This is a genomic window from Fictibacillus norfolkensis, from assembly GCF_014836645.1.
Classification (GTDB): Bacteria; Bacillota; Bacilli; order Bacillales; family Fictibacillaceae; genus Fictibacillus; species Fictibacillus norfolkensis.
The window spans coordinates 204277-218193 of sequence record NZ_JACSQM010000002.1; the positions used below are offsets into that span (position 1 = coordinate 204277).

At 37.6% G+C, this 13917-nt stretch carries 13 protein-coding genes and 1 other annotated feature; of the genes, 5 read left to right on the plus strand and 8 right to left on the minus strand.

Annotated elements, in window-relative coordinates:
- Positions 1-188: 188 nt before the first annotated feature.
- Positions 189-417 (plus strand) — a binding site (T-box leader).
- An 81-nt stretch (positions 418-498) separates the two neighbouring features.
- Positions 499-1866, plus strand: coding sequence for an amino acid permease (locus H9648_RS05395; protein WP_191752877.1), 1368 nt, complete (start codon positions 499-501; stop codon positions 1864-1866).
- Positions 1867-1899: 33 nt separating this feature from the next.
- Here H9648_RS05395 and H9648_RS05400 read toward each other — a convergent pair whose 3' ends face one another.
- From H9648_RS05400 to H9648_RS05425, 6 genes are all read right to left on the minus strand, one after another.
- A complete protein-coding gene (locus H9648_RS05400; RefSeq protein WP_191752878.1) occupies positions 1900-2796 on the minus strand; it encodes a DMT family transporter in 897 nt (298 codons plus the stop codon).
- Positions 2793-4127, minus strand: coding sequence for an opine metallophore biosynthesis dehydrogenase (locus H9648_RS05405; RefSeq protein WP_191752879.1), 1335 nt, complete (start codon positions 4125-4127; stop codon positions 2793-2795). The genes H9648_RS05400 and H9648_RS05405 overlap by 4 nt, the downstream gene beginning before the upstream one ends.
- On the minus strand, positions 4120-4911 hold the full coding sequence (locus tag H9648_RS05410) for a nicotianamine synthase family protein (protein ID WP_191752880.1): 792 nt from the start codon (positions 4909-4911) through the stop codon (positions 4120-4122). Before H9648_RS05410 ends, H9648_RS05405 begins: the two co-directional genes overlap by 8 nt.
- A gap of 170 nt (positions 4912-5081) precedes the next feature.
- A complete protein-coding gene (locus H9648_RS05415; protein ID WP_191752881.1) occupies positions 5082-6059 on the minus strand; it encodes a class F sortase in 978 nt (325 codons plus the stop codon).
- A 64-nt stretch (positions 6060-6123) separates the two neighbouring features.
- Complete coding sequence (locus tag H9648_RS05420; RefSeq protein ID WP_225218748.1) at positions 6124-7461, minus strand: copper amine oxidase; 1338 nt, start codon at positions 7459-7461, stop codon at positions 6124-6126.
- A gap of 258 nt (positions 7462-7719) precedes the next feature.
- Positions 7720-7995, minus strand: coding sequence for an avidin-fold protein (locus tag H9648_RS05425; RefSeq protein ID WP_404825649.1), 276 nt, complete (start codon positions 7993-7995; stop codon positions 7720-7722).
- Positions 7996-8134: 139 nt separating this feature from the next.
- Between H9648_RS05425 and H9648_RS05430 the strand changes: the two genes are divergently transcribed.
- Positions 8135-8782, plus strand: a complete 648-nt coding sequence (locus H9648_RS05430; RefSeq protein ID WP_191752882.1) for a GNAT family N-acetyltransferase — start codon at positions 8135-8137, stop codon at positions 8780-8782.
- Positions 8783-8835: 53 nt separating this feature from the next.
- On the opposite strand, the gene H9648_RS05435 is transcribed toward H9648_RS05430, so the two are convergent.
- Entirely contained in the window at positions 8836-9561 is a 726-nt protein-coding gene (locus H9648_RS05435; RefSeq protein WP_191752883.1) for an AAA family ATPase, read from the minus strand.
- Positions 9562-9877: 316 nt separating this feature from the next.
- Between H9648_RS05435 and H9648_RS05440 the strand changes: the two genes are divergently transcribed.
- Positions 9878-11350 (plus strand): MDR family MFS transporter, encoded by a 1473-nt coding sequence (locus H9648_RS05440; RefSeq protein WP_191752884.1) that lies wholly within the window; start codon positions 9878-9880, stop codon positions 11348-11350.
- A 204-nt stretch (positions 11351-11554) separates the two neighbouring features.
- Entirely contained in the window at positions 11555-11968 is a 414-nt protein-coding gene (locus tag H9648_RS05445; protein ID WP_191752885.1) for a MarR family winged helix-turn-helix transcriptional regulator, read from the plus strand.
- A gap of 4 nt (positions 11969-11972) precedes the next feature.
- On the opposite strand, the gene H9648_RS05450 is transcribed toward H9648_RS05445, so the two are convergent.
- Positions 11973-12719 carry a ZIP family transporter gene (locus H9648_RS05450; RefSeq protein WP_191752886.1) on the minus strand — a complete coding sequence of 249 codons (747 nt, stop codon included), beginning with the start codon at positions 12717-12719 and terminating at the stop codon, positions 11973-11975.
- Between the two features lie 182 nt (positions 12720-12901).
- On the opposite strand from H9648_RS05450, the gene H9648_RS05455 reads away from it, so the two are divergent.
- Entirely contained in the window at positions 12902-13687 is a 786-nt protein-coding gene (locus H9648_RS05455; protein WP_191752887.1) for a lipase family protein, read from the plus strand.
- Positions 13688-13917 lie beyond the last annotated feature (230 nt).

Here is a 13917-nt window from a genome sequence, read left to right on the forward strand (position 1 = left end):
CTGCACCCTTTTTTTATCTATCATTTTTCACCTCATGACATGTTAAGAACAGCGTGAAATAACTTTAGAAAGTGAATAAATGATACCGTTTCCATACTGCCTTATGCTGTTTCATTTAAAATTTATGTGTTGACAAGCTCAAGATACAGCCTTTATAGTAATCCATATTATTCTGAATAATCATTTTGATAAAAGCAACGAACGGGAGTAGTAAAAGTCATTTTGTAGTATAGAGAGCTGCGGGTTGGTGGAACGCAGTCTATGAAAACTTTGAACTCGCCCTGGAGCAGCAAGACAAAAAGAACGCGTTCTCTATGTTTTGACGACTAACCTTCGTTAACAGGTTCTACAAGCAGGATTCTATGACGAATCAACAAGAGTGGTACCGCGGTCAGCCAAAGGCTTATCGTCTCTTTTCTCACAACTGAGATTAGAGATGATAAGCCTTTTTTTTATTTGTTTTATAGAATCTAACATCACTTAGGAGAGGTTATGAAGATGAAAAAAAGCACAGAGAACTTACAACGAACGATGACTTCTCGTCATATCATGATGATGGCTCTTGGTGGCAGTATAGGAGCCGGCCTTTTTAAAGGCAGCAGTGCCGCTATTGATACAGCAGGACCTTCGGTTGTTTTAGCCTATTTAATCGGTGGCATCATCTTATTATTTGTAATGCAGGGTTTAGCAGAAATGGCCGTTCAAAACAGTGGCGCCCGAACGTTCCGCGACCTTGTCCAATCAGTTTTAGGATTGTTCCCCGCTTATTTTCTAGATTGGATCTATTGGAAGATGTGGGTGTTAAACATTGCGGCAGAAGCTGTAGTGGCAGCAATTTTCCTTCAGTACTGGTTCCCAGATACGCCTATTTGGATGTTAGCCTTTTTGGTTTCAATCGCCGTCACCATTGTAAATTTGTTATCTGTTAAAATATTTGCTGAGACGGAGTATTGGTTAGCACTAATTAAGATCAGTGTGATCGTCATTTTTATTCTTTCAGGACTTTTGCTGTTATTCGTATCGTTTGGCGACCATGTTGCACCGAGTTTCACGAACTTAACCGATCAAGGTGGATTTTTCCCGAACGGTTCAGCCGGTCTTATGACAGCTATGTTAGTCGTTATCTATTCATATGGTGGAACGGAGATTATCGGGGTAACCTTAGCTGAAACGAAGAATCCAGAAAAAGTAGTTCCAAAAGCTGTTCGCAGTACATTAACTCGTATCATAGCCTTCTACTTGTTTCCATTCTTTATCATTGTTGGCTTAATTCCTTGGGACCAAGTAAACGGCGTGAATGTAAGTCCTTTTGTCATGGTGTTTCAGATGATTGGAATTCCTGGTGCAGATCATGTGATGAATGGTGTGATTCTGCTTGCTATCATCTCATCCATGAACTCAGGGCTATATGGCTCATCGCGGGTGTTGTATACACAAGCCGTTGACGGTCGTGTCCCTCATATCTTTGCTCGACTTTCATCTAAGAAAGTTCCTTTTATCGCCATTTTAATGTGTACAGCTTCCCTGTATGCAGGTGTACTGATTTCTATTTTTGCAGGCGGCAAGACCTTTAACTATCTTATGGGATCACTTGGCTACACCGTATTGTTTATATGGTTAATCATTGCCTTTGCACATTTAAAGTCACGAAATAAGAATGAACAGCTTTCCGGCTATTATGTGAGATGGTTTCCTTATACTACTTGGATTGCAATTCTATCTTTATTTGCAATACTGATCGGAATTGTACTCACAACTTCGGTTATGATCACTAGTGTAACTCTAGGCATTTATATATTGATAAGTGCAACGTATGTGTTTAGAAGAAAATCACTTAACTCAAATCAAGAAAAGATGGCAAGTTAACAAAAGAAAACGCTCTTAACCGAGCGTTTTCTCTTACCTTTTAGCATTTGTATTCATCGCTACTTTATTTAACCTTAGTTTATCTACCTTTGCTTCTAGTGATCGTCTACGAGATAAGAAGATGCATGAAGCAATAATTAACATACCTCCTAGAATCGTTTGACCATCTGGAATCTCTGACCAGAATAGAAAGCCCCAAAAGGCATTAAATACGATCCCAATGTAACGGGTCACCTCTACAACAATGACATTTTCATGCGTGAAAGCACTTGTTAAAAACAGCTGTCCCACCAAAGAAACAACTCCAATACAGATCAGGTAGAACAGCTCTAACGGTGATGGTATAACAAATTGGTTCCACATTAAAGGTATACTAACCAATGTTGCTGTAGCAAGAAAATAGAATACGATCTCATAAGCATGATGTCTGCTGCTTAGATAACGGATAGAAGTTGCTGCACACGCTGCAAAGAATGCACTTCCTATAGCGATTAGGGCATACATGGAATAGGAAGAGAACTCCTGTGGTTTGATCAGCATGAATGCTCCTGCTAACACGACAGGAAGAATGTAGAACAGAGTTTTCGGCACCTTTTCTTTTAAAAACAAACCTGCTAATACTACTGCAAAAATAGGAGACAGATGAGCCAGAATACTAGCATCTGCTAACGGAATTTTTGCGATTGTATAAAAATAGGCTAATAGATATAACGCTCCAAAGACTCCGCGAACCATAAGCATCGGTACACCGGTTTTTGAAAAGGCGACCTTTTTCTTTTTCATAATAATAAAAATGATGATGGTTCCTATTAAACTTCTAAAAAATACACTTTCTGAATAAGGGATCGTTAAACTTACTGCCTTAACGAGAGCGTTCATAATACTGAAAATAAAGGAAGATAGGATAGCGAGCCAAACACCGTTCTTCATTGTAATCGCCTCTTTCTTTCCTTCATGATGTTTGTTACTTCTCGCAATGATGATTCTCTTCTGGCTTCAATTAATGACTCTTTTATTCCTAACAGGGTTTCAATCTGCTTACACTCTGATTCGAAATTTTTGATGAGTCTTTTCATCTCAGGCATTGGGATTCCTGAATTCTCTGCAAGTCCATAGATCACGATTAATTTTTGATAGTCTTCAAACGGTATCCTAGGAATAGACCACACTCCCTTATCTTCTTCTTCTGCTTTTATAAAGGGAACTGCTGAGAATTCAAAATATCTTCCTTCATGATCAGGCTTTGAAAATGGGTCGATGAGAATAGAAGCATAGCGTATATAGAGCAGATACTCCTGTTTGACTTCCTCATATTCTGAAAAATTATCAATGTCCTCTCTTTGGATGCATTCTGTTGGAACTGGATAATTATCGTCATTTAAAAAAGGCAATAAATTGATCGGTTTTGCTCCTAATTCATTCATTAATGTAGAAATTTCTTTCCAGAGCCGCACCATTATTTTTATTCTTTGTGGTGTGATAGGACCTTCAGGAAACAACTTATACATATACTTCTTACCATTCATATGAAGGCTGAATATTTCATCTAAAGTAAATCTATTTAAGAAGAAAGCTGAATGCACATATGTTGTTATATTTCTGCATTCTGCATCGAGAGGTTGACCGACGATTTCCCCATCGATATCCATAGATTTTAAAAATTCTTGCAGTGTATTTACCATACGGCTTTTGCTTTTTGAAGAACCTAAGTAAATTCGTTTTTTAAATGCTTTCGTATGAGCAGTGACTGCAGAATCAGCATGAAATTTAGTAGCAGCATAATAAGTTGACATACTGATCACTTCAATTGTTTCTTGTAACAGCAAGTTTTTCACGAGATCGTTTGAACCGATGTTTGGAGCTAGCAGAACTATGGTTCTTACGCGCTTTAACTCTGCAGTCTGAAGTGACTCTATTACGTCTACATAGCTCGTACAGGGAGTTGCAAGAATAACCGTATCCCATTCATCAGATAATTGAGATACGTCATCAAAAAAACAATCAATCTTTGCAGTTAATTCCGTTTCTTTACCTTGAATAGTCAGACTAACTTCAAAATTATTATGAATCAGTTCCTTTTTTATACGTTGCGCATGTACACCAGGACGGTTATACAGCCCTATTCTTTCACTAAAACCTGAATATAGTTGTACGGCTGTCTGTATAGCAGCTGGCCCAGCGCCTGCGATTAGGGTATTCCCTAAGTTACTTGGCCTTATATCATTCACAATTTCACTCACTTCCTTCATTACATCATACATTCATTTTCTCTAAGACCATCGTGTCATAGATACCGTCTGTTCGTTTAACGCTCTGCAGTTCCCAGTCTTTCGTTAGGTTCATTTCTAACGGATAGTTAAAAATTGATTTTAAACCGTTTCCGTATCTAAGAATCACTTTTGTATGAGGCTGTAATATATCCTTTAGTTCATTCAGTACTTCCCGTTTATTTCTGACTAGAGAAGCGATTAAGACATGAGTAGTCTTTTTGGCAAAGTGTACGTCGTTTCGAATAGCTTTAGAGAATCTAACATTTTCTTGTAGGCCTGTAATCTCAGAGACTTTTCTTCCCATCTCGACCGCTTCTTCATCAATGTCTATACAATGAACTTCAGCATTTTTCTCACTGGCGATAGTGAGGGCAGAAATGGGAAACGCTCCTGAACCTATAAATAACACCTTTGAATTCTCGTTAATATGTAATTCATCTAATTCTTGTTTCACCGTTTGTGAAAGTGTAGTTATGTATTCACTTGCATTCAATTGATGATTACATGTTCGCAAACTCTGATATTTTTCCATCTCACAAAGAGCTTGTACGGAAGCTTCCCGCAGCTTTTCAGATAAAGACACTATGTCCTTATCTTCACCCCACTCTCGCCATCGGTGCAGGTTAGTAGGATCTGTCATAAAATGATGAAGACTATCCAGTTTTACTTTTAATAGCTCATAACACTCATCACATTCTTTGGCAAACTTTGAAAGTTCATTAATCTCATACTCAGTGACTTTCAAAGATAGTAATAATTGAAATCTCTCTTTCACTAGAACCTCCATACACATTATTTTAAATCGTAATTATTACGATTTAATTTTTACATAATATCATCACTTCATCACACGAGTCAATGATAATAATTCTTGAACGTTACAACCACTGCACTTTTTCCTAAAACAAAAAGCACTGCTTAATTTGCAGTACTTTTAATGTGGCGCTATTCTACCTTAGCAATTGCAGAAGGTTTCGATTCTTTTCCTAAAGTATCAATGGATGTAACATAATAATAGTAATTCTCTGCATTTTCATCTGTGAAATTCTTTCTTTCATGAGCAGAGATGCTTCCAACTTGTTCGAACTTCCCATCTTTTTGTTCACTTCTATAAATGCGATAACCAACGATGTTATCCTTTCGAACAGCATGCCAGGTTACAAAACTTCCGTTAACCTCCACATTTTCAGGAGCTTCAGGCGGTGTAACAGGTTTTTCAACGTTTTCTTTCTTTAATTCAGCAAATACAACAAGTCTTTCTTCGTGTGTTCCTTCTGTTCGATCAAAAACGCCAGAACAAGTAATTAGATTCAGATTCTGCCCACTAGTAGTTTGGAAGATCTCATTGATAGGGGCTGAGTTTCTCTGATAGCTTTTTTGTTTTTTTACCACAAACGTAAGTGCTGCCCCATTTTTATCGGTAATAATGATCTCATCACCCTGCTTTAATTTCTTGAGATCAAAGAAAATAGCTGGCCCCGTTTTACTATCCACATGTCCTGCCAAAACTGAGCTACCTCTTCCACCAGGTTTTGCACCTGGTTCAAACCACCCTACACTATTCGTATCTTCTGGAACACCCATCTGTCCGTTTTCTAAAATACCTACCTGCTCAATAGGTGCTTTAACATTGATTGCGGGAATCTCAATGCGAACTGGAACAATGCCTCTCATTTCCGCAGACTCTCTTGCTTGAGCTTCAGTCAGCTTTTTTACTTCGGACTTTAAAAGTGTGAACTCTTTTGTTAAAGGGCTCTTAGTTGTATCAGGTGTTTGTGTTACATTCTCCAGGTTGGATTCAATACGCTCTCCTTTAGATTTCTCTTGTAGAGAAGAAGCTTGAGATGGAAAGATTCCGTAATTGTAAGCTGCCAGGACAAAACAAAGCAGACTGCTGATGGAAAGAAAGATGATTTTTTTCATGTGATCATTACACCTCTTTTATAAAAAAAGAAGAGAGGTTTCCCCCTCTCCATATATGTTTTAATTACTGATTAGTTGACTTTCTTCTGAATAAGAATAGTGCTGACACAGCTAATAGTGAGCCAAGACCAGTTAGAGCAATTGCAGAAGCAGATGTAGAATCACTCGCTCCACCAAATCCTGTCTTCGGCATATCTGAAGGCATTTCACTACCAGCAAACTTGTCTGGCATTTGAGTTACAATCGCACCACCCAATGCTTGACCTACACCAAACATGTATTTGTAACCTTCACGGAATGATGCATATGAAGCATCGTAATCTCCTGCAACGTATTGATCAAATGTTTGTCTTACTAGGTCTTCGTGTGCTTTAATCGCTTTTTCAGCATCAGAAGCTGGCAGGTTCTCAGCCGTTGCCGCTCCTAAGAATGCTCCGAAATCCATTGCAAACTGATCAAGCTTAGCTTTTGCATCTTTTGCTTTTGCCTCATCACCTTCTAGTGTTGCTGCAACGATTTCAGATTGTGCATTAATATGGTTTCCTTGCCATACTTTTTCAAACTGTGCTGCTCCTTCTTCACCATATATAGAAGCGATAGCTGCTTTGAAATCAGCTGTATGAGCATCTTCAGCCCAGCTTACAAAATCATAGTCTTTCTTCTGATCAAATCCTTTTTGCATGCCTGTCGCAGCTAATGCAAAGTGTTCGGCAGCTAAGCTGTTTAGTGCTGAACGTAGATCTGCTGCTGGTGTATCAGATTTCGTGTTTTCGAATTTCTCAGGCATTTGTGTAGTGATTGCTCCTGATAAAGCATCACTGATTACGTACATGTGTTTATAACCTTCACGGAATGTTTCGTTTGCTTCTTTATAGTCGCCTTCTACGTAATTATCAAACACTTCTAATACTTGAGCTTCATGTACTTTAACTGCTTCTGCTGCAGCATCTTTTGGAAGTTTACCTTCCGTTGCCGTACTAAGGAAAGTGGAGAATTCTTCAACAAATTCTGCTACTTCTTTTTCGGCATCTGCACGAGCATTTTCATCTTTTTCTTTTGCTGCGTTTACAAGATCATCTGTGTAGTTATTGTGTTCTCTAAAGATTCTCTCGAATTCAGCCGCTCCTTCTTCACCGTATACAGATGCAATAGCAGGTGTCATTTCAAGTGCGTTCTGATCTAGAGCCTTGTTCGCTGCTTCAGCATCTTTCGCTCCATCGTAAGATTTAGTCATAGCCGTAACAGCTAAGACAAAGTGCTCAGATAAAAGATAATCCAAGTCCGCTCTCAACTGAGAAGCTGGTGTATTAACAGTTGGTTTCTCAGCTGCTTGTACATTTCCAGCTGTAGGAATCAATAAGGATACGCTCAATGCAGGTACGATTAGTTTTTTCAAGTTCATGATAAGTTCTCTCCCTTGTCTCTAGAAATTTTTAAAGTTAGCTAACTTTCTTATCTAGATAACGGGAGGTTTTTTAGTTTGGATCACTATTTTCAACAAATTTCTTTATTTTCCCGAAATTCAGTCCGTTTGTTAGATGTGAATATAAGGAGAAAACCCAGTCAGTACGGTGCTTTCAGAACATTTTAGGAGAGATTACTATTTCACTTCTTCAATTATTGATTCTCCAGAACTGCCTTCAACCCATCTCCATTTTTCTTACAGCCTAATTCTTCCATCATTCAGGATTTCAGGTTGAGATATACAGGCTCCACCTCTTATTTCATCAGAGGTGTTCACATGATTGTATCTGAAATTCAAGCTGCCATCTTCATTTACAATTCCGATTAATGTACCTTTTAAGATTTCTCCGCCTGTGTATGAAGCTGTTACAATGTTTCCTTCTTGTTTGTAGTGAAAAGTTGTTAGTGAGGATACTTCACCGTTTGAAGAGTTTTGAACAGAAACAAATACTTTTCCATCATAGTTAACCATCTTTCAACCACCTTTTTAGAATATTCACATAACTTAACATATAAGTTCGCGAATTCCCATTAAATGATACTTCATGTTAATGGTACTACGTCTATTCGCAGATCGATGTGTAACATCATCGGAGGGAGTTGTTTGCTTCATGTATGATCACTTGAAAAAACTACAAAAAAAACACCTCAAAAAAGCAAGTGAAGTCTTAACTGATTCGTTTATTGATAATCCGATGTTTGTATATTTCTTTCCTGTTCCTAATAAAAGGAGAAAGATCTTACGTTCGGTCTTCCCCATGGTCCTTCGAATCCTGCAAACCAACGGCTCGTTGTATGTAACATCTGATAGCGTGGAAGGGCTTTTTTGTGTATCACAGCAAGGAGAGAAAACAAAGGTAGGCAAGTTCATGCTCGCAGCTATATCATGTGCAATTCGCTTGCCGAATGTTTTAGTCCGATTGTCTTTACTTGATTTTTTGAGAAAAGCTAGTCGACTGCATCCAGCAAACAGTAAGCTTTCTTATTATAAACAACACTATGAAAACTTTCTTATGGTCGATTCCGTTTGTGTAGACCCGAACCACCGACATCAAGGGCACATGACCAATATGATGAATGCCGCAGTTGCAGAAACAAAAAAGAAAAGAACGTTTTGTTTGCTGCAAACTGAAACGATGCAAAATGTGAAGATCTATACTCATCTAGGCTTTTCACTTGTTGAAGAGATAAAGAGCAATCAGATCCCCTTCTCTACTTACGTGATGATTTATGATCCGTTTGGCTTAACGATTAAATAGAGAACTAGATTAAAAATATTTAAAAGAAAGCTAACATAATAATAGAAGAATCGTTACTCATCGTCTTTAAGAAGTTCTTCCATGAACTTCTCCCTATTATTTAAAAAGTACTTGGTGACTTGAAAATGATCTGTAGATTCATACTCTACTTTTGATATCTTTCCATCATCAAAACTTATGATGTCAGCATTCGGATAACCTAACAATATAGGAGAATGAGTAGCAATGATAAACTGCGTATCGCCTTGAACTGTAAGATCATGAATAATTTTCAAGAAAGTGAGCTGCCTTGAAGGTGAAAGAGCTGCCTCAGGCTCATCTAGTAGATAAATTGCTCTTCCTTTAAATCGATGTAAAAACAGAGACAGAAAAGATTCACCATGAGATTGTTTGTGAAGGGATCGTCCTCCATAATCTCTAAATCCTGTATTATCTACTTCATCAAGATGGGTAGCAAAGCTGTAGAACGATTCTGCGCGTAAAAAGAACCCGTTAGATATTTTAGGTAACCACGAAAGCCGAATATAATTGCCTAATTCTGATTCTGAAGCATAAACATCATACGTATTGTTGCGACCACCGCCAGCTGTATTAAAATCACACTTGTCCGCGATCGCTTCTAATAATGTAGATTTCCCCGTACCATTCTCTCCCACAAAAAAGGTTACGTTCTTTTCGATATGTATCTCATCAAGTTTGCTGATTGCAGGAATAGAGAACGGATAAGCTTTATTAGATTTAATTTCATCACGTAGTAGCTTGATTCTTTTTAAAAACATTAGCATCACCTATGAAAAGTATATCAAACTAGGCCGTCTGTTCGCTGCTTCAGATGATAATTTGTCCGATTCAAATAGTTATCTGTCCGTTCTAGAGGATGTTCTGTCCGTTCTAGTAAAGAATCTGTCCAATCTAATCAATAATCTGTCCAATAATTCCCCTCTCTTCCTCCCTCCAACTTCAATACCTCAAAATAGCTAATCCTTCATTGACATGATAAACTAATTTCTTGGTTACACTCTTTTTTATCATTCATTTAACTAAGTGAACTATTTAATGAATACAGCATGATGCGTACTGTTGGGGAGGACTTTTATGAGAAAACAAATTATGACCGCTTTATTGCTAGTAACTGTTCTGGCTGCGATGGAAGGTACGATTGTGAGTACAGCCATTCCACGTATCACGAGCGATCTTTCCGGCATTGAACTGGTGAGCTGGGTTTACGCTGTTTATATGCTGGCTACTGCTGTATCGACTCCGATCTATGGAAAGCTTGCGGATTTATTCGGCCGAAAAAAGGTCATTCTTGCAGGTATTATTCTATTTTTGATAGGCTCTGCTCTTTGCGGTATTGCCATGTCAATGGAACAACTCATCTTCTACCGTGCTATTCAAGGTCTCGGTGCTGGTGCAGTTATGCCGATTACGATGACGATCATTGGAGATCTGTATGCTGAGGCAAAAGAAAGAGCGAAAGCACAAGGCTGGATCTCAGCAGTATGGGGAGTTGCTGGGGTTCTTGGACCCTTAGCGGGTGGTTTTCTTGTTGACACGCTATCATGGCGATATATTTTCTTCTTAAATATCCCGTTCGGACTTCTTGCTTTCTTCATGCTCGCAGCGAATTACAAAGAGAATCTTACAAAAGGTAAACCATATATTGATTATTGGGGAGCTGTCACGTTTTCGCTTGGTACGATCGCTTTTCTATATGCACTTTTAACAGGCAGCCAAACTCAAGAGTGGAGCAATCCTATCATTATCGGACTATTCCTAGCTGCCATCCTGCTTTATGTGCTGTTTGTATATATAGAAAAAAAATCACCTGAACCACTCATTCCACTTAACCTTTTTACTAATAAAAGTGTGTTGATCGTAAACTCACTCACATTGATTTCTGGTGCTGTCGTTATTTGTATCACGATTTATTTACCTATTTGGAGCCAAGGAGTTATGGGGAAAACGGCTACACAAGCTGGTTTTGTTTTGATGCCACTTCCTGTTATGTGGACTTTAGGTTCACTAGTTGCTGGAAACTTAGTAGGACGGTTAAAGGATAATTGGATCATTACCCTTGGAATTAGCGTAGTAAGTGCGGCTTCATTACTTTTCTATCTGTTAGATGCTCATTCTCCAACATACTTAATCTATGTTGCATCAGGTATTCTAGGCCTTGGAATGGGACTCATTACGCCAATTTACATGCTAATCATTCAGGCTTCTGTACCCTCAAATAAACGCGGGGTAGCTGTTGCATCAAATACATTTACGAATACATTCAGCCAGACGCTCGGATCTGCTGTGTTCGGAACGATTTTTAACTTGATTACCATCTCTAAGGCTGAAAAAGCTGGACAAGACCTTGATCTGAACGCTTCTTTTGAACATGGTGGTGAACTAAAAGCTAGCCAATTGGGTCAACTTCAAGAAATAATAGCTTCTGGGGTTCATGCTATTTACGGTGTTACGCTTCTTTTAACCGTAGGTGGGATTGGTATCTCATTTCTACTACTAAAATATAGAAATGAACAGAACGAACAGATTAATTCTTCTAATGCTAGCTAAAATATTTTTTAATAGTCAAAGAAAGAGGCTTCAGAAAGCCAACATCCATTTATTTCAAATTGAACAACTCGTATTAACTATGTTACAGTAGGCACATAGTTAATAATGTTAAGAATAAAAGCTTTAAATATTTAAAAAATCAAGTAATATGAGACGGCACTTAATAAGAAGTGTCGTCTTTTCATTTACTTTAGGAGAATGATTATGAATAACAAAGACAACTTTGAGATAAATGAACTAATTAAATTTGTTAAAAATTTTAAAGAATCATTCCTTCATGATGAAAAACTAAATTATATTCAAATTGAAACCATGATTTATTTGCTTGAGCATAAAAATCAAACAATCACTGCACTTGCTGAAAAAATAGATACAAGTCCAGCTTCAACTTCTACCCTTATTGATCGGCTTGCTAAAAAAGGAATGGTCGATCGGCAATATACAGAGTCTGATCGCAGAAAAGTTTACGTATCATTAACAAAGAATGGTTCACAGGAAATCACTAGGTTGCTGATTAAAAAAAACGAAATCATTTCCTCATCACTTTCACCATTAACATCTAAAGAAAAGCTCACTTTTACAAAGTTAAACGAGCTTTTCAAAAAAATTAACGACTAATCTTCTAAACCAACATCATCAGTACAGAAAAACCTGTTAATCCTGCGATAAACGCCACATAGCTGCTTTCCTGATTCTCTGGAAGTTCTTCTTTTAGGACATTTAATATGATACCTCCAGCTAGCAAAGCAACTAATATTGATTCAATCAGTACATGAACTACGGTGATAGCTCCGATTGCCCAACCAATTAAGATCGCAACTGTAAGTAACACTCTTCCATACTTGTCATATTTTTGTTTGTGATCCTTCCTAAGGCCATGATCATTAGCGACAAAGTGAATGCTCAGTGCCAAAAAAAAGAAGAACATTCCCCATTTTGTCTCGTACTCTTCTCTAATCAGCAAATAACCAATAACCGCATTGTAAAGAAAGAATGATGTCATATGTACCCAGAAGACACCTGAAGAAACAGCAACTTCTTCAGGATTTGATTGTGCACCTTTTTTCTTTTTTGAATTCTTGACTAATCGCTCTAGTCCATAAAAAAGTGCCAGACCGAGCATCGCAATTAAATAAATATGGTCCTCTACGTAGTGCCCAATTCCTTTTTTAAGCGATTCTCCTACCTTTTGTTGATAGTGGTTCAAATCAGGAAGCAAATGTAGAAAAACATAAGCAACAGCTACGCCACCTGAAAAAGATAAAAATTTACTTCGAGGAGAGTCTTTTATAAAACTTAAGTACTTAGAGCTTAAATGGACAAGTGCGAACCCGATTACAAATAGAAAACTAAGAACTGTTTTTGTCATCTGCAAACTCCTCTCCCTTTATTAATAAGTACACTTAACTAGTATGTATCTATCTCCTTGTTTAATAAACAACGACATCCATTTTATAGAAAAATAGTTAATACTCTAAGTGTACCCGTCTATACTTGTCCACCGCATCCGACATATACTATTAAATCGGATGAGTGAAGGATGTGATTTGTATGGAAAAAACAAAAGAGTTATTTGTGTTCGATGGAGAAACGGCTCTGTTCTTGGCAGTGATGTCTTACAAAGCCTATATTGTTCACAAACTTTGTGCGATTGAATTACCTAAGCATTACGAGATGAAACGTGAGATCGTCTCAGATTCTGGTGAAACATTTGGATTTATTGCTGAATCTGAGGATTCACTCGTTGTGGCTTTTCGGGGAACAAAGACCATTGATAATGTAAGCTCATACCTTGATGTTTCACAAGTCCCATATATTTATGTTACAGATAGCGGGTTAACTCATCGAGGAATCACAAAAATTTATAGTACATTTCGAGATGCTCTCTTGGCGGATATCAACCAGCTATATACAGGTGATAAACAGCTACTCGTTACAGGTCATAGCCTCGGCGGCAGTCTAGCTGCTTTATTTACACTAGATGCAGCAGTTAACACAAATTTTATAAATCCTATTCTCTATAGTTTTGCGAGTTTGCCAATCGCTAATGAAGATTTTACTAAAAAGTTTTATGAAGAAGTGATAAACAGCATCCGAGTTGTAAATGTACACGATGCAATCTCAAATTGTATGACTCCTCTTTTTTTTAAGAACAAGCCTCTTTTAAACCTCCCTATCGGACAGGAATATCAACTTAATTTTAAGAACAGAAAATATATCCAAAATCATAGAATCCTCTGTTATATTCATTTTTTAAGCAAGCAATATCCAACTGAATACAAAAGACTTTGCAACAAATATCCGGGCTTCTTTCCCGAATCCACGATTTGTGAGTGATTGACAATATCCGTTTAACAAAATGTTAAATGGGTTTATTTTTATGTAAGGATGGTTTCTTATCCAATCCATTTATTTACCCGTTAACTCTGCATTGAAACACATTTATAACGAGTTAGTAGTTTTGTAACATGAATTGTCATATCTCCCTACTTTAGAGGGACATGTACTGCTGCTAAAAAATAGAGAATGTGCTTCATGTCTAAATCATCCTTTATTGATAATATATA

Coding starts and splice junctions, on each gene's coding strand:
- H9648_RS05395 (WP_191752877.1), top strand. CDS start 499: ATGAAAAAAAGCACAGAGAACTTACAACGAACGATGACTTCTCGTCAT.
- H9648_RS05400 (WP_191752878.1), bottom strand. CDS start 2,796: ATGAAGAACGGTGTTTGGCTCGCTATCCTATCTTCCTTTATTTTCAGT.
- H9648_RS05405 (WP_191752879.1), bottom strand. CDS start 4,127: ATGTATGATGTAATGAAGGAAGTGAGTGAAATTGTGAATGATATAAGG.
- H9648_RS05415 (WP_191752881.1), bottom strand. CDS start 6,059: ATGAAAAAAATCATCTTTCTTTCCATCAGCAGTCTGCTTTGTTTTGTC.
- H9648_RS05420 (WP_225218748.1), bottom strand. CDS start 7,461: ATGAACTTGAAAAAACTAATCGTACCTGCATTGAGCGTATCCTTATTG.
- H9648_RS05425 (WP_404825649.1), bottom strand. CDS start 7,995: ATGGTTAACTATGATGGAAAAGTATTTGTTTCTGTTCAAAACTCTTCA.
- H9648_RS05430 (WP_191752882.1), top strand. CDS start 8,135: ATGTATGATCACTTGAAAAAACTACAAAAAAAACACCTCAAAAAAGCA.
- H9648_RS05435 (WP_191752883.1), bottom strand. CDS start 9,561: ATGTTTTTAAAAAGAATCAAGCTACTACGTGATGAAATTAAATCTAAT.
- H9648_RS05440 (WP_191752884.1), top strand. CDS start 9,878: ATGAGAAAACAAATTATGACCGCTTTATTGCTAGTAACTGTTCTGGCT.
- H9648_RS05445 (WP_191752885.1), top strand. CDS start 11,555: ATGAATAACAAAGACAACTTTGAGATAAATGAACTAATTAAATTTGTT.
- H9648_RS05450 (WP_191752886.1), bottom strand. CDS start 12,719: ATGACAAAAACAGTTCTTAGTTTTCTATTTGTAATCGGGTTCGCACTT.
- H9648_RS05455 (WP_191752887.1), top strand. CDS start 12,902: ATGGAAAAAACAAAAGAGTTATTTGTGTTCGATGGAGAAACGGCTCTG.